Below are 18,051 nucleotides of genomic sequence, written 5' to 3'. Positions count from 1 at the left end.
CCCTTTTGCAAACGCCCAAAAGGAACCAAAACGCTGCGCCCCGGCGTTCGGCCCCTCGCTGGGGCTCGGGGTTCCTTCGTTCCGGGATTCATCCGGGGGCATCGCCTCCGGTTTGCTTCGCTGCACCTCCTCTCGATGTGTTCGACTTCGTCGAACGGCGCTACGCGCCTCCCCCCCGGATAAATCCCTCCACTCAGCCGGCCGAAGGGGCCGGCACGTCAAGAGCGGTACTCGAGCTAACGCTCATTGTGGTTTACGCCTTTATTTGCTCGTTGTAGGAGGGGGTGTTCTCTCCTACATGTTTTTCAGACGCCTCCGATATTGAGTCGCTGTGTTTGCAGTGCTGTACTCGAGGCTGTTTTTCAGCCTTGGTTGAGCAGCGTTGATGAAGAAACCGCCGGTATTGAAAGGTCGGGCCGATCCGGTCTTTGAGTTGTTGATGCGCGCGCCTCACAAGCAGCGTCTGGCGGACTATCTTGCGTTGCTCAAGCCGCTGGATGATCAGGGGCGGTATCTGCCTTTTGAGGATCTGCGGTATCGCTGGGCCAGCGGGCTGGATTCGCGATTGTGTTGGGCGTTGGTCAAGAAGGCGCGGGCCGCTCAGTACATTCATCTTCTGCCTTTGGGGGAGCCGGCCCAGTGGGGAAAGTTTGTGCCGACGCCCACCGCGCAGAAGGCCCTTTCAGTGGTTGATCGGCAAACCACGACGGCGTCGCTGGAGTACATGACCAGCCAGATAGGCGAGCGGGCGCATTTCAGTTATTTGCTTAACGATTTGATCGAGGATGAGGCGATCAGCAGCAGTCAGCTGGAAGGCGCCGCGACTACTACCCGTGTTGCCAAGGACATGCTCAAGCAACGGCGCCAGCCCCGGACGCCGGATGAGCGGATGGTCATGGGTAATTTCCGGATGATGAATTTCGCTTGGGAAAAACGTTACGAGCCTTTGAGCGTGGAGTTGATTGCGTCGATGCATCGGGTCGGTGTCGAGGGTATTGATGACGAGCAGTACGACCCCGGGCTTTTCAGGACCAACGATGAAGTGGTGGTGCAGGACGGCGAAGGGAATACCGTCCACTCGCCACCGCCTGCCGCCGGATTAGTGAGGCGACTGGATTTGCTCTCGCAGTGGATCAATCAACCACAGGGTTCACCTCAGCAAAAAAACTACCTGCATCCGCTGATCAAGGCGATCACGCTGCACTTTGCCCTGGGCTATGAACATCCCTTTCGCGATGGCAACGGGCGGGTCGCCAGGGCGCTGTTTTACTGGTTCATGTTCAAGCACGAGTTTTCGGCGTTCCGCTATATCGCGATCAGTCTTTTACTGCGCAACGCGCCGGTAAAGTACGGGCGGTCGTATTTGCACAGCGAGGCTGATGAGCTCGACCTGACGTACTTCATCGAGTTTCAGTGTTCGGTGATTCTGCGGGCGGTGGAGGGGTTTACCGATGTGTACCGCAAGAGTGTGGCGTACAGCGAAGACTTCGAGCGCTGGCTGACCTGTTCGGGCTTTTTTGATCGGCTGACAGAGCGGCAGCGGGCCATTTATCAGGTGGCCAGGAGCGGGGTGGCGAAGGAGTTCACGGCGGGGAACGTCAAGGAGCATCTTGGTTGTGCCTACAACACAGCGGTGTCGACGTTGAGCGGGTTGGTTGAGCTGCAGGTTTTCGAGAAGAAGAAAATGGGGCGCGAGTGGGTGTACTTTTTACGTGTTTCCGCTGGTGGCGGATTGAACAACAGGAGTGAGACAGCTCACTCCCGTGTCGTGTCGGTTTAGAGCGTACCAAACACTTTCTTCGCCAGACTCGTCGCCGCAGCGGCCGGGTTCTTGCGGATGGTTTCTTCCTGTTTGCCGATCATTTCGAACAGGCCGTTGAGCGCTTGTTCGGTCACGTAGCTTTCGATGTTGGCGCTTTTCGCATCCACCACCCCGAAGGTCGCGGCCTGGCCGGCGAAGGCGTTGTATTTCTGGGCTACGCCGACTTTGTCGGTTGCCTGTTTGACGATCGGCAGGAACTTGGTGCGGATCTGTTCGCGGCTGGATTTGTCCAGGTATTGGGTGGCGGAGTCGTTGCCGCCGCTGAGGATGCCTTTGGCGTCTTCCACGCTCATTTTCTTCACGGCGTCGACGAGGATCGGCTGGGCCTGGGTGACAGCGGTTTCCGCGGCCTTGTTCATGGCGGTTTCCAGTTCTTCAACTTGAGCGCCCATGCCGAAGGCTTTCATCTTGCCGGCGACTTTGCCGAGTTTGCCCGGCAGTTCGATCTTCACGTCCGGGTTGTTGCTGAAACCGCCCGGGGTGCCGAGTTGTTTGACGGCCAGTTGCGCGCCCTGGGTCAGGGCGTCCTTGAGGCCGCCGGTGGCGTCGCCTTGCGACAGGTCGCTTAGGGACAGGGCCAGTGCGTTGGCGGAGATCATCAGGCCCGCGCACAGGCCGGCGAAGCGAAGGGTAGGGCGGAGCATGGCGGCTTCCTTGTTCGGAGAGGGTTAGCGTGCGGCGTCGACGCGGATCTTCAGCGGCTGCGGATCCTTGCCATCGAGCTGCACGGTATGGTTTTCAGTGGTTATGAACATCAGCTCGCCGTTGACTTCGATGCGCGCGCTGACCGAGTAGCGGTGGCCGGGTTTGACCTGGGCCGGATCGTAGCTCAAGTGGAACGGCAGCGGCACCTGGCCTTTGACCGGGCCTTTCTGTTCGTCGAGTACCACGGCCGGAGCGTCGGCCAGCGAAACGTCCTGCAGGCTTACGCTCAAGGTCGCACTGGGTGGCAGGGCGATGCGTTGCAGGTAGAACACTTCGCCGTCGAGGCTGACCTTGCCGGCCGGTGAGGTCGACTGGCAGGCGCTGAGCAGCGTGGCGGCGGCAAGCAGGGAAAGTTTTTTCATCGGAGATCTCCGTATCGACGGCGCCAGAAGAAGCCTGGCGCCTGTAGGAATTTAGTCGCTTTGCACAGGGGCGGCGGGCTGATCGGCCGCATCTTCACTGCGGTGCAGTGCCACCTGACGGATCGACAAGCGAATCTCCGCCGGCAGCACCCGTTTGGCTGCGCCTTCGGCCAGTTCGCCGAGCAGTTCGTGGTAGCTCAACTTGCCGGCTTCGTCGCGACGCAGTACGTCGAGGTCGAGCAGGGTCTGGATGAAGTGGCGGAACAGGCTCTTGTCGAAGAACTCCGGTGCGTTCAGGCCATGCAGGATCGACAGGCGCTGGGCCATGACCGTGCACAGGTCTTCCAGTTCTTCGGCGCTGATGCTGTTCTGGCCGCTGTTGAGCAGCAGGGAAACGGTCATGTAGAAGCGTTGCAGGGTCTGGGCAATGCTCTTCGACAGCAGGGTCAGCAGCACGAAATGCCGCGAGCTCGGTGCCGGGCGCAGGTACACGTCTTTTTCGAAACGCAGCAGGCCCTGTTCGACGAACGCTTCCAGCCACTGATCGATGACTGCATCCAGTTCGTCCAGGGTCCAGCGGATGAACAGCTCCGATTGCAGGTACGGATACAACGCGCGGGTGTAGCGCAGGATCTGTTCGCGGCTCATGCGCGAGGTGCTCTGGAAGAAGCTCGCCAGTAGCGCCGGCAGGGCGAAGATGTGCAGCACGTTGTTGCGGTAGTACGTCATCAGGACGGCGTTCTGCTCGTCCAGATAAAGGATCTTGCCCAGCGCATCGTTCTGCTCGGACAGCAGATCCATGTCCTTCACGTGTTCGATCAGCGCGCGGCCATCGCCTTCCGGCAACGTGGTGTGCGGCGAGTAAGGGACCTTGCGCAGCAGCGCCAGATACAGATCCAGCACCCGCGCCATGGCCCGATCATCCAGCGCCAGGCGGGTGGTCGAGAGCAGCGCCAGCGCCACCAGGTTGACCGGGTTGATCGCCGCCGCTTCGTTCAGGTGCTGTGCGACTTTCTCGCCGAGGCGGTTGGTGGTTTCGTTGAGCCACGCCGGCTTGTACTGCGGGCCGAGTTCCTGCTGACGCCAGTCCGGCTGTTCGCTGTCGAGGAATTCCGCCAGTTTGATCGGCTCGCCGAAGTTCACCGCCACTTGGCCGAAGCGCTGCTTGAGTGCGCCGATGACTTTGAAGATGTCGAAGATCGATTCTTTCTTCTTGCTCGCGCCACGCAATTCACCGAGGTAGGTGCGGCCTTCGAGCACGCGCTCATAACCGATGTACACCGGCACGAACACGATCGGCATCCGCGACGAACGCAGGAAGCTGCGCATGGTGATCGCCAGCATCCCGGTTTTCGGTTGCAGCATGCGCCCGGTACGCGAGCGACCGCCCTCGACGAAGTATTCGACCGGGAAGCCTTTGGTGAACAGGGTGTGCAGGTATTCGTTGAACACCGAGGTGTACAGCGGATTGCCCTTGAACGTGCGGCGCATGAAGAACGCGCCGCCACGGCGCAGCAGGCTGCCGATCACCGGCATGTTGAGGTTGATGCCGGCGGCGATGTGCGGCGGGGTCAGGCCATTGCGGAACAGCAAGTACGACAGCAGCAGGTAGTCAATGTGGCTGCGGTGGCACGGCACGTAGATCACTTCGTGACCCTGGGCGACCTTCTGCACGCCTTCGATGTGGTTGACCTTGATCCCGTCGTAGATCTTGTTCCAGAACCAGCTCAGCACCACTTCCAGAAAACGGATCGCGGTGTAGGTGTAGTCCGAGGCGATCTCGTTGCCGTAGCGCAGGGCTTGGGCCTTGGCTTTTTCCGGGGAGATGTTCTCGCGCTCGGCTTCGTCGAGGATCGCTTGCTTGACCAGCGGCTGGTTGAGCAGGCCTTTGACCAGGTTGCGGCGGTGGGAAATGTCCGGACCGATCACTGCAGCCTTGAGGTTGCGGAAGTGCACCCGCAGGATCCGCTGGGCCATGCGCACCGTGCGCTCGTGGCCCTTGTTGTGTTCGATCAGTTCGCGCAGGTGGATCGGTGCGGAGAATTGCACGCGGGTCTTGCGCCCCAGAATCATGATGCTCAGAAGGCGACGCAGACGCCCGGTGACGGCCCAGCTGTCGGCGAACAGCAGTTTCCACGGGCTGTTTTCGCTGTCCGGTGACTGGCCCCAGAACACGCTGACCGGAATGATCTGCGCGTCTTCGGTAGCATTCTGGCTGAGGGCGCTGACCAGTCGGGTCAGGGTCGGCGGCGCACCGCGCTTGTCCTGGCGGCCGAGCCAGTCGGGATCCGGCGTCAGGTAGAAAAACGCCGCCGGTTCGATCAGCGAACCCACGGACACCGGCAGCACCGGGCGCGGCAGGCCGGCCTTGGTGCACTCGGTGTCGACCACCGCCAGATCGGTCAGCGATGGATTTTGCAGGACGTAGAACACCGGACGACTGCGGTCGAGGTTGAGGGTGAACGACGACTGATTGATCGTCTCGGAGCGAACCCAGAGATACAACAGTCGGCGCAAGGTGCCAAACACAAGACGGCGGAACGGGGAACGGGTCATACGGCTTCTGCGTGAGTGGATAAACCGAGCGTTTGCTCGGGCGGTCGACAGTTTGCCGTATTGGGCGAAAATCGGCAAAAAAGCGGCGAAGTAATCTCCTGTTGAGAGTTTTGCCGCCTGTCATATACTCGGCGATCTGTCGCCGGGGCCCTTTTATGGACGTCGGACGCAGGCTGACGTTCCTCGAAGGCTTTCCTGCGAAAAGCCTGTTCAATAATAAAAAAGGAGTATGAACAGATGGCAACACGTGAAACCGGCAACGTGAAGTGGTTCAACGACGCCAAGGGCTACGGCTTCATTCAGCGCGAAGACGGGGTGGACGTGTTCGTGCACTACCGCGCGATCCGCGGCGAAGGCCACCGTTCGCTGACCGAGGGTCAGCAGGTTGAATACGCGGTGGTGGAAGGGCAGAAGGGGTTGCAGGCTGAAGACGTTGTAGGCCTGTAAGGGAGGACCTGCGGCCAGTCTCGAGCTACAAGCTTCAAGCGGTCAGGCTTGCAGCTTGAGGCTTGCAGCTCGAAGCTGCTTTTATGCAGTTTTCCAGGTGATCTCTTCTTCACCATCGGCGCTGATCCGGATCCAGCGATCCGCCGTCTCTTCACCTTCTTCCTCGACCCACGTCCCCGGTGCGCAGCGCACTTCGACGTTCAGCGCAGCGAACGCGGCGCGGGCGCAGGCGATGTCGTCGTCCCATGGGGTCGCATCGCTTTCCAGGTACAGGCTGTTCCACTTGCCCACGGCTTTCGGCAGCCAGGTCACCGGGATGTTGCCGGCCTTGCACTTGTAAGTCTGGCCTTTCTGTACCCAGTCGCTGCACGGGCCGAGAGCGGCGCCCAGCCAGGCGGAAATGGCCTTGTGGTCGACGTCGGCGTCTTTCAGGTAAATCTCGATGTCCGGTTGGCGCATGGATATCCTCACTGCGGGTCTGAAAAATCCATTCGCGGATTTAGCCGGCCCCGGGTCGTTGCCCGAGACCAAAAGTTATTGAAGAACGAAATAATCGTAGCGCATCGAGACCGTGGTCACGAACGGCTCGGGCTGTTCGATCACCGCCGCGCGGCGCTCGGCACTGGCGCGCCAGCCGTGGGGCGTCATCGCCAGCAGGTTGGCGCGATCCTCGGGCTTGTCCAGCGTCAGTTTGAATTCCAGGGTTTCACTGTGCGCCAGCGCCATGCCTTCCGGTACCAGGGCCAGGTGCTTGTCGTCGGTGTATTCGCGCACTTCGTCGTACAGGCGTTCGCGCAGTTCCATCAGGTGGCCGCTGGTCGGGCCGACTTTCATCAGACCGCCGCCGACGCTGAGCAGGCGTTTGGCTTCTTCCCAGTCCAGTGGACTGAAGACGCTGGCCAGAAACTGGCAACTGCCGGCGGCCAGTGGCACCCGGGCCATGCTGGCGATCAACCAGGTCAGCGCCGGATTGCGTTTGCAGGCGCGTTTGACCGCTTCCTTCGAGATATCCAGCGCGTAGCCGTCAGCATCGGGCAAAGCCTGGGCGATCTGCGCGGTGTAGTAACCCTCGCCACAACCGATATCGACCCAGCGCGCCGGCGCATAACTCGCCGCCAGCTCCGCCAGACGCTTGGCCACCGGCGCGTAATGCCCGGCGTTCAGAAAGTCGCGGCGGGCCTCGACCATCGCCTGATTGTCGCCGGGATCGCGGCTGTTCTTGTGTTGCACCGGCAGCAGGTTCAGGTAACCCTGGCGCGCGCGGTCGAAGCGGTGGCCGGCGGGGCAGACCACGCCGTTGTCCACCGCGTTCAGCGGTTCACTGCAGATCGGGCACGCGAGCATCAGGCGAGCAACTTGATCAGGGTCTGGTAGTAGATCTCGGTCAGCACGTCGAGATCGGCCGCCAGCACGCGCTCGTTGACCTGGTGGATGGTTGCGTTGACCGGGCCCAGTTCAACAACCTGCGTACCCATGGTCGCGATGAAACGACCGTCGGAGGTGCCGCCGCTGGTGGACGCCTTGGTCTCGCGGCCGGTGATGTCCTTGATGCTCGACGACACCGCGTCGAGCAGCGCACCCGGCTCGGTGAGGAATGGCAGACCGGACAGCGCCCAGTCGATGTGCCAGTCCAGGCCGTGCTTGTCGAGGATGTCGGCGACGCGTTTCTGCAGGCCTTCGACCGTCGATTCGGTGGAGAAGCGGAAGTTGAACACCGCCACCAGATCGCCCGGAATCACGTTGGTCGCGCCGGTGCCGGAGTTGACGTTGGAAATCTGAAAACTGGTCGGCGGGAAGAAGTCGTTGCCGTGATCCCAATGCTCGGCTGCCAGCTCGGCCAGAGCCGGGGCAGCGAGGTGGATCGGGTTCTTCGCCAGATGCGGATAGGCCACGTGGCCCTGCACACCGCGTACGGTCAGTTTGGCGCCGAGGGAGCCGCGACGACCGTTCTTCACCACGTCGCCCACCAGCGTGGTGCTCGACGGTTCACCGACGATGCACCAGTCCAGACGCTCGTTACGGGCGGCCAGACGCTCGACCACGGCCTTGGTGCCGTGATGCGCCGGGCCTTCTTCGTCGCTGGTGATCAGGAATGCAACCTTGCCCTTGTGATCCGGGTAGTCGGCGACAAAACGCTCGGCTGCCACAGTCATCGAGGCCAGGCTGCCTTTCATGTCCGCTGCGCCACGGCCGCAGAGCATGCCGTGCTCGTCGATCACCGCGTTGAACGGGTCGATCTGCCAGGCCGTCACCGGGCCGGTTGGCACCACGTCGGTGTGGCCGGCGAAGCACAGCACCGGGCCGTCGTCTTTGCCGTGAGTCGCCCAGAAGTTATCCACATCTTCGATGCGCATCGGTTCCAGCTGGAAACCGGCATCGCCCAGGCGCTGCATCATCTGCTTCTGGCAATCGGCGTCGACCGGCGTCACGGACGGACGGCGGATCAGGTCGATGGCGAGTTGGAGGGTCGGCGAAAGGTCGGCATGGGCCGTCATGGAAAACTCCGAAAGCTGGGGGGCAAGGCGCGCAAAATGGCGGTTATCTTAAAGCAAAACGGCGACCATTGGCCGCCGTTTAGTGCATCGGTGAGGATTTAGACCACCGGTGCCGGTTCAGGCGCCGCCGAAGGTTTTGGCAGCGACGACAGGAACGCCATGATCAGCGCCGCCACGTACGGCAGCGACTGCACCAGCAGCATGGCCACCCAGAAGCGCATGTCGTTGCTCGGAATGCCCTGCACCAGGAAGATCCCCAGTGCCGCGCCCCACAACAGCAGCATGATGAACAGCTCTTCCCGGGCCTCGGAAATCGCCACCCAGAAACCATGGTTGTCGGCGTTTTTCGGGGTGCGGAAGAACGGAATGCTGCTGGTGAAGAAGCCGTACAGCACCGCTTTGGCGATGGTGTGCGACAACGCCAGACCGGCCAGTGCGGCGCAGAACGCATCCTTGAGGTTCACGCCCACGGCGCGACGGTAGAGGAAGATGATCTTGCCGACCTTGAACACGAACAGCGCCAGCGGCGGGATCGCGAAGATCAGCAGCGGCGGATCGACCCGTTGCGGCACGATGATCATCGCCGCCGACCACAACAGCGCGCCGACGGTGAAGAAAATGTTCATGCCGTCCGCCACCCACGGCAACCAGCCCGCGAGGAAGTGGTAACGCTGGCCGCGCGTCAGTTCGGTGTCCTTGCCGCGCAGCAGGCTGCGGGTGTGGCGCTTGATGATCTGGATCGCACCGTAGGCCCAGCGGAAACGCTGCTTCTTGAAGTCGATGAAGGTGTCCGGCATCAGGCCCTTGCCGTAACTGTCGTGGTAGTACGCCGCCGACAGGCCTTTCTCGAATACCCGCAGACCGAGTTCGGCGTCTTCACAGATGCACCAGTCGGCCCAGCCCAGTTCTTCCAGAACCGAACGACGGGTCATGGTCATGGTGCCGTGCTGGATGATCGCGTCGCGGTCGTTGCGGGTGACCATGCCGATGTGGAAGAAGCCTTTGTATTCGGCGTAGCAGAGCTTCTTGAAGGTGCTCTCGTTCTGGTCGCGGTAATCCTGCGGCGACTGCACCACGGCGATTTTCGGGTCGGCGAAGTGCGGCACCATGTGCTTGAGCCAGTTCGGGTGCACGCAGTAGTCGGAGTCGATCACCGCGATCACTTCGGCGTCCTTGGCGGTATGCGGGATCAGGTAGTTCAGCGCGCCGCCCTTGAAGCCGGCCAGGGGCGAGACGTGGAAGAACTTGAAGCGCGGGCCGAGCGTTTCGCAATAGTCGCGCACCGGTTCCCAGACCGCCGGGTCCTTGGTGTTGTTGTCGATGATCAGGACTTCGAAGTCCGGGTAGTCGAGGTTGGCCAGGGCGTTGAGGGTCTGTTTGACCATCTCCGGCGGCTCGTTGTAGCAGGGCACGTGGATCGAGACTTTCGGACGGTAATCCGAATCGCCGACTACCGGCAGGAATTCACGCCGGCGTTTGTGAATCCACACCGCTTCGGCCAGTTCGTGGGCCTCGGTCAGCAACACGATGAACACCCCGAGCGCACCGAGCGCCAGCAGGAAACCCACCGTCAGGCTGAACCACGTGCTGTATTGCTGGCTGTAGTCGTAACCGATCCACACCAGCACCGAACCGCACAGAAACGCGATAAAGGTCAGGAAGGTACGGCCGCGCTGACGCAGGGCCGAGCCGTCGATCATCAGCAGGGTCAGCGACAACAGCGCCAGCACCACCGAGCCGATGGCCAGCACGCGCCATTGCGGGATCGCCACCACCGGGCCTTCGAAGTTGAATTTCTGCTGGCGCGCGGCGTTGAACACGCCCCAGTAGGCGCCGACCGAACCTTCGTCGCTGGCCTTCCACGGCTGGTCAAACGCTTCGATCACGAAGTAGTTGAAGCCCTGGCGGTTGAGTTTGTTGACCAGCGTGCGCAGGTAGATCGCCTGATCCGCCGGCGACGCATCGGCGCCACCGCGCATGCGGCCGTTGCTCGGCCAGCCCACTTCGGACAGCAGCAGCGGCTTTTTCGGGAACATCTTTTTCAGGTCGCGGGCGCGGTCGAAAACAAACTGCCCGGCCTTGTCCACCGGAATGAATTCCCAGTAGGGCAGAACGTGGGCGGCGATCAGGTCGACGTGCTTGGCCAGTTCCGGGTGTTCTTCCCAGACGTGCCACTGTTCGGAGGTGGTCACCGGCACTTTCACCGCTGCGCGCACGCGGTCGAGCAGCACGCTGAGTTGTTCGGCGGTGATTTCCTTGCGGAAGATCGCTTCGTTGCCGACCACTACGCGAACAACGCTGCGCGAAGTGTTGGCCAGTTCGATGGCGCGGGTGATTTCCCGCTCGTTGCGCTCCTGGTCGGGGCTGATCCAGATCCCCAGGGTCACGCGCAGACCGAACTCTTCCGCCAGTTTCGGGATGTCCTGCAGGGAACCGTCGACCGAGTAGATGCGGATGTTGTCCGTCAGCTTGCTCATGATCTCCAGGTCGCGGCGCATTTCATCGTCGGACGGATACTGATCCTTCTGTGGGAACTGTCCTTGCTGGAACGGTGAATAGGAGAAACCGGAGATCTGCTCCGGCCAGTTCGGCGCGGAGACGGGGCGGTTGATCAGCGCCCAGAAACCGGTGAACAGGGCGGCGATTGCCAGAACCACCACCAGGTTGAGTCCAAATTTACGCGATGACATAGCTGTGTCGGGTTCCAAAGGCTGTGGAACGAAGGGTCGGCTGGTTGACGCCAAGAGGGCGCGCATCCTACACCGGCAGTTCGCTGAGTCCTACAAGAGACAGGAAAATGCCGGATGTTGGGCAATCGACTTTGACTTAAGTTCTTACACTTGTAGCTTGAAGCTTAAAACTTGTCGCTGCGTAGTCCTATAATGCGCGCCGGTTTTCAGGGTAATGGTCATGAGTACAGAAGATCCGCGGTTTGCAGGCATCGCCCGTTTGTATGGCATCGAGGGCCTCGAGCGCCTGCGTGCAGCCCACGTGGCGATTGTCGGCGTTGGCGGCGTCGGTTCCTGGGCGGCGGAAGCCATGGCCCGTTGCGGGGTGGGCGAGATTTCGCTGTTCGACCTCGATGACGTCTGCGTCAGCAACGCCAACCGCCAGTTGCACGCGCTCGACAGCACCGTCGGCAAACCCAAGGTCGAGGTGATGGCCGAGCGTCTGCGCGGGATCAACCCGGACTGCAAGGTGCACGCCGTGGCGGATTTCGTCACCCGCGACACCATGGCCGAATACATCACGCCGAACATCGACTGCGTGATCGACTGCATCGACGCGGTCAACGCCAAGGCTGCGCTGATTGCCTGGTGCAAGCGCCGCAAGATTCAGATCATCACCACCGGTGGAGCTGGCGGGCAGATCGATCCGACGCTGATTCAGGTCTGCGACCTCAACCGCACCTTCAACGACCCACTGGCCTCGAAAGTGCGTTCAACGTTGCGCCGCGATTATGGTTTTTCGCGCACCGTGACCCGCCATTACAGCGTGCCGTGCGTGTTCTCCACCGAACAGCTGCGCTATCCGAAGCCGGACGGCAGCATTTGCCTGCAGAAGAGTTTTGTCGGCGACGGCGTGAAGCTGGACTGCGCCGGCGGGTTTGGCGCGGTGATGATGGTGACGGCGACGTTCGGCATGGTCGCGGCGACCAAGGCTGTGGACAAGATTGTGGCGGGCGTGCGGCGCCCGGCGGATCGGGTCAAGCCTCAGGCCTGACCAGTGACCGATCGTTCCCACGCTCTACGTCGCCGATCGTTCCCACGTCGAGGCGTCGAACCGTCTGCGTGGGAATGCCTCATTGGACGCTCTGCGTCCGCTTCGGCATGGGACGCAGAGCGTCCCGGGCTGCATTCCCACGCGGAGCGTGGGAACGATCAGTTCGGGGCGAGTTCGCGCATTCGCTGTAAAACAGCATTCAAGCCATTGCTGCGCGACGGCGACAACTGCCGCGACAGTCCCAACTGATTGAACCAGTCCGGCAGATCCACCTGCTGCAGCTCACCCGCGGTCAAGCCGTTGACCCGCAACAGCAGCAACGCCACCAACCCGCGAATCATCCGTGCATCGCTGCTCGCCGCGAACTGCCAGTGGCCGTCGCGCAATTCGCCAACCAGCCACACCTGACTTTCACAGCCGTGTACCCGATTGGCGTCGCACTTGTCCGCATCGCTCAACGGCGGCAGGCGATCCCCGAACTGCATCAACAATCGCGCCCGCTGTTCCCAGCCGGCGGCGTTCTGAAACGTTTGCAGCGCTTCGGCGGCCTCGATCGGCAGGCTCATCGCAACAGCTCCAGCGCCTGATCCAGCGCTTCAAAGAACCGCTCCAGATCTTCGGAATCGTTGTACAGCGCCAGCGACACGCGAATCGCCCCGGCCAGTTCGAAACGCTTGAGCAGCGGCATCGCGCAGTGATGCCCGGCACGCACGGCGATGCCCTGTTCGGTCAACAAGTGCGCCAGATCGGCGTTGTGCACGCCTTCGACGACAAAACTGGCCAGCGCCAGTTGCGGCTTGCCCAGCAGACGGATGCCATTGCGGGCGGCGAGGCCTCGCAAAAGGTAATCGTGCAGCGCGGCTTCGTGGGCGGACACGGCGTCCTGATCCAGACCCGCGAGGTAGTCGAGGGTCGCACCGAGGCCGATCACACTGGCAATCGGCGGTGTTCCCGCCTCGAAGCCCAATGGGGCAGGGCGGAAGCGCGCGTCGTGGTAATTGGCTTCCAGCACCATTTCGCCGCCGAACTGCCACGGGCGCAGTTGTTCGAGCGCTGCGTTGCTTCCGAACAGCACGCCAAGGCCATCGGGGCCGTACAGCTTGTGGCTGGAAAACACGTAAAAGTCGCAACCCAGCGCCTGCACGTCATGCCGGCCATGAACCACGCCTTGAGCGCCATCGACCACGGTCAGGGCGTTATGCGCCTTGGCCATTGCCAGCAATGCCGGCAACGGTTGCCAGGCGCCGAGTACGTTGGACAACTGGCTGACCGCCAGCAAGCGAGTGCGCGGACCGATCAGGTGAACGGCAGCAGCGAGGTCGATCACGCCGTCATCGTCCAGCGGCAGGATCACCAGTTTCAAATCGCGACGTTGCGCCAGTTGCTGCCACGGCAGCAGATTGGCGTGATGCTCCAGGGCGCTGATGACAATTTCATCGCCTGGAAGGAAAAGATGTTCCAGGCCGTAAGCCAGGAGATTCAGCGCGCTGGTGGCGCCGTGGGTGAAGATGATCTGCCCGCTGTCACCGGCATTCAGCCACTGGGCAACCTTCAGGCGGCTGTCCTCGAACGCCTGCGTGGCGTGGGCACCGGGCAAGTGCTGGGCACGATGCACATTGGCCGCGCCATTGGCGTAGTAATGTGCCAGCGCGTCGAGCAGGGCCTGGGGTTTTTGCGTGGTGGCGGCGTTGTCCAGGTAAGTCTGGTCTTGCCGTTGCAGGGCGGCGATGGCCGGGAAATCGGCACGCCAGGGGGAGGGAATCATCACGGTTTCAAGCCCTGGTGAAGATGGGCGGGTTAACGCCGAACCCTGTGGGAGCGGGCTTGCCCGCGATGGCGATCGTTCGAACGCCATGGCAAACGGGCCGGCTCCCTCAGGTGAGCTTCTGGCGCTTAGTTGTGAGCGTGCAGCGCTTCGTTCAGTTCGATCGCCGATTTGTGGGTCTTGCATTCCACAGCGCCGGTTTCCGAATTGCGACGGAACAGCAGGTCGGTCTGACCGGCCAGTTCACGAGCCTTGACCACTTTGACCAGGTTGTTGTGTTCATCCAGCAGCGCCACCTTGGTGCCGGCGGTCACGTACAGGCCTGACTCGACGGTGTTGCGGTCGCCCAGGGGGATACCGATACCGGCGTTGGCGCCGATCAGGCAGCCTTCGCCGACCTTGATCACGATGTTGCCGCCGCCCGACAGGGTGCCCATGGTCGAGCAGCCGCCGCCCAGGTCCGAACCCTTGCCGACGAAGACGCCAGCGGAGACGCGGCCTTCGATCATGCCCGGGCCTTCGGTGCCGGCGTTAAAGTTGATGAAACCTTCGTGCATCACGGTGGTGCCTTCGCCCACGTAGGCGCCCAGACGCAGACGTGCGGCGTCAGCGATACGCACGCCGGCCGGTACCACGTAGTCGGTCATTTTCGGGAACTTGTCCACCGAGAACACTTCCAGCAGCTCGCCACGCAGACGGGCTTCGAGTTGCAGCTCGGCCAGTTCGCTCAGGTCGATCGCGCCCTGGCTGGTCCAGGCCACGTTCGGCAGCAGCGGGAAGATCCCGGCCAGGCTCACGCCGTGCGGCTTGACCAGGCGATGGGACAGCAGGTGCAGCTTCAGATATGCCTCAGGAGTCGAAGTCAGTTGCGCGTCTTCGGCCAGCAGGGTCGCGACCAGCGGCTTGTGGCTTTCGGCCAGGCGGGTCAGCAGCTTGCCTTGCACCGCGTCGATGCCTTTCACGGCTTCAGCCAGTTGCGCAGCTTGTGCGGTGGTGAAGGTGATGGCCTGGTTGCCTTCGGTGTAGCCGAGGATAGGTGCAACAGCGGCGACCAGCTCAGCCGAAGGGTTCAACAGCGGCTGGGCGTAGAACACTTCCAGCCATGCGCCTTGACGGTTCTGGGTGCCGACACCGAAGGCAATACTGAACAGGGAGTTGGACATGTGAATACCTCTACAAAAAGTGACGGGCTGCTTACTTGAGCGCGGCCGCGTAGATGTCTGGCTTGAAGCCAATCAGGGTTCGGTCACCGAGATCGAGCACCGGGCGCTTGATCATCGAGGGTTGAGCGAGCATCAGTTCGATGGCTTTCGACTGGTCGAGATCGGCTTTGCGTTCGTCGTCGAGTTTGCGAAAGGTCGTGCCTGCGCGGTTCAACACCGTTTGCCAGCCATGCTCGTCGCACCATTGGGTCAGGTGTTCACGGTCAATGCCGGCGGTCTTGTAATCGTGGAAGTCATAGCTGACAGCGTGTTCATCGAGCCAGGTGCGCGCCTTTTTCATGGTGTCGCAGGCTTTGATGCCGAAAAGGTGCAACGTTTTGCTTGAAACGGTCAAGGAATTGCCCCCTTTACAGGTGCTGGAAAAAAATGGTGTCGGATTATGCCATGACCAGACGGTTTCGCGGCGCCGAGGTTGCTTTTGCTGAGGGGGCTGCGACATAGGTGCAACGGTCACGCACAGCCTAAGCGGCTAATATGGCAGTTCAACGCTGTCGATTGTCCGGGATTTCCGCTTTATGCAAACTGCTTATACCGTCCTGATCCTGCTGATGCTGGTCAGTGTCTCGCGCCTGATTGGACGGGTGATTCCGCTGCCGCTGCCACTGGTACAGATTGCTGCCGGTGCCTTGCTGGCCTGGCCGACCCTTGGCCTGCACGTGGCTCTTGATCCGGAGCTGTTCCTGTTTCTGTTCCTGCCACCGCTGCTGTTTTCCGATGGCTGGCGCATGCCCAAGCGCGAATTGTGGCGCCTGCGCGGGCCGGTGCTGACGCTCGCCGTTGGTTTGGTGCTGTTTACCGTGGTCGGCGCCGGTTACTTCATTCATTGGTTGCTGCCGACAATTCCATTGCCGGTGGCCTTTGCGCTGGCGGCGGTGCTGTCGCCGACCGACGCCGTGGCGGTCTCGGCCATCGCGCAAAACCGTTTGCCGACGCCGCTGATGCATATGTTGCAGGGCGAGGCGTTGATGAACGATGCCTCGGGCCTGGTGACATTCAAATTCGCCTTGGTTGCCGCGGTGACCGGTGCGTTTTCCCTGGCCAACGCCAGCCTGACCTTCGTACTGGTCGCGGTCGGCGGTCTGGCGGTGGGGGTGGCACTGAGCTGGCTGGTCGGCCGGTTGCGCGCCTGGATGATCGCCCGGGGCTGGGACGATCCGGCGACCCACGTGGTGTTCATGTTGCTGCTGCCGTTTGCCGCTTACGTGCTGGCCGAACGGCTTGGCGCGTCGGGCATTCTTTCGGCAGTGGCGGCGGGGATGATGCAGAGCTGGCTCGATCTGCTGCCGCGCCAGACCAGCACCCGGTTGCTCAACCGCAGTGTGTGGTCGTTGCTGGAATTCGCCTTCAACGGCCTGATCTTCCTGCTGCTCGGTCTGCAACTGCCGGACATCATTAAAGCGGTGGTCAGCCACGAGACGTCGTTATGGCCGACTCTGTTCTACCGCTGTCTCGACGTGGTGGCGATTTTCCTGGCGCTGGTGCTGTTGCGTTTCATCTGGGTGCAGAGCATCTGGCGTCTGTCGGTGCTGCTGCGCCGTCTGCGCGGCAAGGGGGATCTGACGCAAGTGCCGACTGCCCGTTCCTGCTGGCTGCTGACCGTTGGTGGCGTACGCGGTGCGGTGACCCTGGCGGGTGTGATGTCGGTGCCGATGCTGATGGGCAGCGAGGCGTTCCCCGAGCGTGATTTGCTGATCTTCATCGCCGCCGGGGTGATCCTGTTGTCGCTGGTGGCGGCCTGTATTGCGCTGCCGTTGCTGTTGCGCGGCATCGAAAAAAGTCCGGACGACAAGCGTCGTCAGGAAGTGCGCGACGCCTGGCGCAAGACGGCGGAAGCGGCGATTCACGCGCTGGAGATCGAAGAGGTCAGCCCGCAGGACGCCGCGCAAGCCGCACTGGCGGCCGAGCTCAAGGCGCGCATCATGTCCGAGTACCGCCACCAACTGGAGGTGTTCAACGATTCGGCCGAAGCCCAGGCGCTGGCGTTCCAGATGGATCTGCTGGAACGCCGCTTGCGCCTCAAGGCGCTGCGCGCGCAGCGCCTCGAGTTGTACAGCCTCAGTCGTCAGCACCAGATCGGTGATGACGTGCTGCGCGAGGTGTTGGGCGAACTCGACTTGAGTGAGGCCAACCTGGGCCAGGTCAAATAGGCAAAACGTTACTTGGGATAAAGCAACCTCATCAGGCGTTTGTCTTTCTTGCTGATCTTGCGGTTGATCGGCACCTCCCAGTTGCCCACCGTCAAGGTGTTGGCCACGGGGTGGTGCATGATCGACCTGCGGTCGTAGGAGGTGTAGATCGCATCCAGCGTGTCGAAGGAGGCGAACAGGTTTCGGTCGACCTGCGCCTCGGTCAGCGGGTTCATCTCGCGATTTTTGTAGAACTCATACACCTTGGGTTTATCCCACGGAATTTTTGCCTGTGGGTGTTGGTGTTCATGCAGCGCGCCCAGCGCATGCCCGAACTCATGAATCACGATCACTTCAAAGTCCTGGTGGTCCGGCTTCACGCCCAGATTCATGGTCGGATAGTCCGGATGAATCAACAGCGCATCGGTGCCCAGCATTGAGCTGTTGTCATTGTTGTTAGTGGCAATGCGGATATCGCCTTGCCGGTCATCGACGAATTCGAACGTGAGGTTGATGTACGGCAACCACTGGCTGGCGGCGTCGATGATCTTGGTCCTGTGCTCGGCATCGGGCGCGTCCATGAAGGCGATTTTCAGTGTGCGGCCGTTGGCCCACAGCTTTGAATAGTTGACGACGGAGCGCTTGCGGCGAGTGCCGGTCGCGTTGCCGGCGTTGGCCGGGTTTTCATTGATGGCGGCTGTGTAGGCCGCCTGATCGTCGGGCCATTGATGAAGTTGGCAATCGAGCAGTTCTGTCATTTTTTTCACTTCTTCCATGAAGTCAAAGGTCGGTTTTTGGTGGTGCGCAGCGAGCGGCGCCGCCCAAGA

The 18,051-nt window shown here is 61.7% G+C and carries 16 protein-coding genes; 4 read left to right on the top strand and 12 right to left on the bottom strand.

The genetic code is table 11. The features are described from left to right. Window positions 1-385 precede the first annotated feature (385 nt). Window positions 386-1,780, top strand: a complete 1,395-nt coding sequence (locus tag BMZ46_RS06310) for a Fic family protein (protein ID WP_074691282.1) — start codon at window positions 386-388, stop codon at window positions 1,778-1,780. Here BMZ46_RS06310 and BMZ46_RS06305 read toward each other — a convergent pair. From BMZ46_RS06305 to plsB, 3 genes are read right to left on the bottom strand one after another with little or no spacing between them, the layout of a single operon-like run. Then, the gene (locus BMZ46_RS06305) at window positions 1,777-2,466 is read right to left on the bottom strand and encodes a DUF4197 domain-containing protein (protein WP_011332665.1); all 690 of its coding nucleotides are present in this window, start codon (window positions 2,464-2,466) and stop codon (window positions 1,777-1,779) included. The two genes, BMZ46_RS06310 and BMZ46_RS06305, sit on opposite strands and share 4 nt — an antisense overlap. A gap of 24 nt (window positions 2,467-2,490) precedes the next feature. Next, the gene (locus tag BMZ46_RS06300) at window positions 2,491-2,889 is read right to left on the bottom strand and encodes a YbaY family lipoprotein (RefSeq protein ID WP_039769644.1); all 399 of its coding nucleotides are present in this window, start codon (window positions 2,887-2,889) and stop codon (window positions 2,491-2,493) included. A 51-nt stretch (window positions 2,890-2,940) separates the two neighbouring features. Next, window positions 2,941-5,445 carry a glycerol-3-phosphate 1-O-acyltransferase PlsB gene (gene plsB, locus BMZ46_RS06295; protein ID WP_039769647.1) on the bottom strand — a complete coding sequence of 835 codons (2,505 nt, stop codon included), beginning with the start codon at window positions 5,443-5,445 and terminating at the stop codon, window positions 2,941-2,943. A 237-nt stretch (window positions 5,446-5,682) separates the two neighbouring features. On the opposite strand from plsB, the gene BMZ46_RS06290 reads away from it, so the two are divergent. Then, window positions 5,683-5,892, top strand: coding sequence for a cold shock domain-containing protein (locus BMZ46_RS06290; protein WP_007954750.1), 210 nt, complete (start codon window positions 5,683-5,685; stop codon window positions 5,890-5,892). Between the two features lie 81 nt (window positions 5,893-5,973). Here BMZ46_RS06290 and BMZ46_RS06285 read toward each other — a convergent pair whose 3' ends face one another. From BMZ46_RS06285 to BMZ46_RS06270, 4 genes are all read right to left on the bottom strand, one after another. Continuing rightward, window positions 5,974-6,351 (bottom strand): hypothetical protein, encoded by a 378-nt coding sequence (locus BMZ46_RS06285; protein ID WP_039769649.1) that lies wholly within the window; start codon window positions 6,349-6,351, stop codon window positions 5,974-5,976. A 75-nt stretch (window positions 6,352-6,426) separates the two neighbouring features. Next, window positions 6,427-7,236 carry a putative RNA methyltransferase gene (locus BMZ46_RS06280; RefSeq protein WP_074691284.1) on the bottom strand — a complete coding sequence of 270 codons (810 nt, stop codon included), beginning with the start codon at window positions 7,234-7,236 and terminating at the stop codon, window positions 6,427-6,429. Further along, entirely contained in the window at window positions 7,236-8,387 is a 1,152-nt protein-coding gene (dapE, locus tag BMZ46_RS06275; RefSeq protein WP_074691286.1) for a succinyl-diaminopimelate desuccinylase, read from the bottom strand. The genes BMZ46_RS06280 and dapE overlap by 1 nt, the downstream gene beginning before the upstream one ends. A 98-nt stretch (window positions 8,388-8,485) precedes the next feature. Beyond that, complete coding sequence (locus BMZ46_RS06270) at window positions 8,486-11,077, bottom strand: glycosyltransferase (protein WP_074691288.1); 2,592 nt, start codon at window positions 11,075-11,077, stop codon at window positions 8,486-8,488. A 214-nt stretch (window positions 11,078-11,291) separates the two neighbouring features. Here BMZ46_RS06270 and tcdA point away from each other — a divergent pair, with 214 nt between their 5' ends. Further along, window positions 11,292-12,110 carry a tRNA cyclic N6-threonylcarbamoyladenosine(37) synthase TcdA gene (gene tcdA, locus BMZ46_RS06265; RefSeq protein ID WP_039769652.1) on the top strand — a complete coding sequence of 273 codons (819 nt, stop codon included), beginning with the start codon at window positions 11,292-11,294 and terminating at the stop codon, window positions 12,108-12,110. A gap of 158 nt (window positions 12,111-12,268) precedes the next feature. Here the strand turns inward: tcdA and BMZ46_RS06260 are convergent, their stop codons facing one another. The 4 genes from BMZ46_RS06260 to BMZ46_RS06245 all read right to left on the bottom strand — a co-directional run bounded on the left by BMZ46_RS06260 (window position 12,269) and on the right by BMZ46_RS06245 (window position 15,432). After that, the gene (locus BMZ46_RS06260) at window positions 12,269-12,676 is read right to left on the bottom strand and encodes a SufE family protein (protein WP_074691290.1); all 408 of its coding nucleotides are present in this window, start codon (window positions 12,674-12,676) and stop codon (window positions 12,269-12,271) included. Further along, window positions 12,673-13,878, bottom strand: a complete 1,206-nt coding sequence (locus BMZ46_RS06255) for an aminotransferase class V-fold PLP-dependent enzyme (RefSeq protein ID WP_074691292.1) — start codon at window positions 13,876-13,878, stop codon at window positions 12,673-12,675. The genes BMZ46_RS06260 and BMZ46_RS06255 overlap by 4 nt, the downstream gene beginning before the upstream one ends. Window positions 13,879-14,003: 125 nt before the next feature. Beyond that, window positions 14,004-15,038: a 2,3,4,5-tetrahydropyridine-2,6-dicarboxylate N-succinyltransferase gene (gene dapD / locus BMZ46_RS06250; RefSeq protein WP_007954762.1), complete on the bottom strand. Its 1,035-nt coding sequence runs from the start codon at window positions 15,036-15,038 to the stop codon at window positions 14,004-14,006. Between the two features lie 31 nt (window positions 15,039-15,069). Then, window positions 15,070-15,432 (bottom strand): ArsC family reductase, encoded by a 363-nt coding sequence (locus BMZ46_RS06245; RefSeq protein WP_003222107.1) that lies wholly within the window; start codon window positions 15,430-15,432, stop codon window positions 15,070-15,072. Window positions 15,433-15,613: 181 nt separating this feature from the next. On the opposite strand from BMZ46_RS06245, the gene BMZ46_RS06240 reads away from it, so the two are divergent. After that, the gene (locus BMZ46_RS06240; RefSeq protein ID WP_074691294.1) at window positions 15,614-17,245 is read left to right on the top strand and encodes a Na+/H+ antiporter; all 1,632 of its coding nucleotides are present in this window, start codon (window positions 15,614-15,616) and stop codon (window positions 17,243-17,245) included. A gap of 8 nt (window positions 17,246-17,253) precedes the next feature. Here the strand turns inward: BMZ46_RS06240 and BMZ46_RS06235 are convergent, their stop codons facing one another. Further along, the gene (locus BMZ46_RS06235) at window positions 17,254-17,982 is read right to left on the bottom strand and encodes a M12 family metallopeptidase (protein WP_074691435.1); all 729 of its coding nucleotides are present in this window, start codon (window positions 17,980-17,982) and stop codon (window positions 17,254-17,256) included. Window positions 17,983-18,051: the final 69 nt, after the last annotated feature.

It is taken from the genome of Pseudomonas sp. NFIX49 (genome assembly GCF_900115915.1).
In the GTDB taxonomy this organism is placed as follows: Bacteria; Pseudomonadota; Gammaproteobacteria; order Pseudomonadales; family Pseudomonadaceae; genus Aquipseudomonas; species Aquipseudomonas pharyngis.
Note: the sequence above shows the minus strand (reverse complement) of the source record. Positions and strands in the feature narration are given on the sequence as shown.

Coding starts and splice junctions, on each gene's coding strand:
- BMZ46_RS06310 (WP_074691282.1), top strand. CDS start 386: ATGAAGAAACCGCCGGTATTGAAAGGTCGGGCCGATCCGGTCTTTGAG.
- BMZ46_RS06305 (WP_011332665.1), bottom strand. CDS start 2,466: ATGCTCCGCCCTACCCTTCGCTTCGCCGGCCTGTGCGCGGGCCTGATG.
- BMZ46_RS06300 (WP_039769644.1), bottom strand. CDS start 2,889: ATGAAAAAACTTTCCCTGCTTGCCGCCGCCACGCTGCTCAGCGCCTGC.
- plsB (WP_039769647.1), bottom strand. CDS start 5,445: ATGACCCGTTCCCCGTTCCGCCGTCTTGTGTTTGGCACCTTGCGCCGA.
- BMZ46_RS06290 (WP_007954750.1), top strand. CDS start 5,683: ATGGCAACACGTGAAACCGGCAACGTGAAGTGGTTCAACGACGCCAAG.
- BMZ46_RS06285 (WP_039769649.1), bottom strand. CDS start 6,351: ATGCGCCAACCGGACATCGAGATTTACCTGAAAGACGCCGACGTCGAC.
- BMZ46_RS06280 (WP_074691284.1), bottom strand. CDS start 7,236: ATGCTCGCGTGCCCGATCTGCAGTGAACCGCTGAACGCGGTGGACAAC.
- dapE (WP_074691286.1), bottom strand. CDS start 8,387: ATGACGGCCCATGCCGACCTTTCGCCGACCCTCCAACTCGCCATCGAC.
- BMZ46_RS06270 (WP_074691288.1), bottom strand. CDS start 11,077: ATGTCATCGCGTAAATTTGGACTCAACCTGGTGGTGGTTCTGGCAATC.
- tcdA (WP_039769652.1), top strand. CDS start 11,292: ATGGTCATGAGTACAGAAGATCCGCGGTTTGCAGGCATCGCCCGTTTG.
- BMZ46_RS06260 (WP_074691290.1), bottom strand. CDS start 12,676: ATGAGCCTGCCGATCGAGGCCGCCGAAGCGCTGCAAACGTTTCAGAAC.
- dapD (WP_007954762.1), bottom strand. CDS start 15,038: ATGTCCAACTCCCTGTTCAGTATTGCCTTCGGTGTCGGCACCCAGAAC.
- BMZ46_RS06240 (WP_074691294.1), top strand. CDS start 15,614: ATGCAAACTGCTTATACCGTCCTGATCCTGCTGATGCTGGTCAGTGTC.
- BMZ46_RS06235 (WP_074691435.1), bottom strand. CDS start 17,982: ATGACAGAACTGCTCGATTGCCAACTTCATCAATGGCCCGACGATCAG.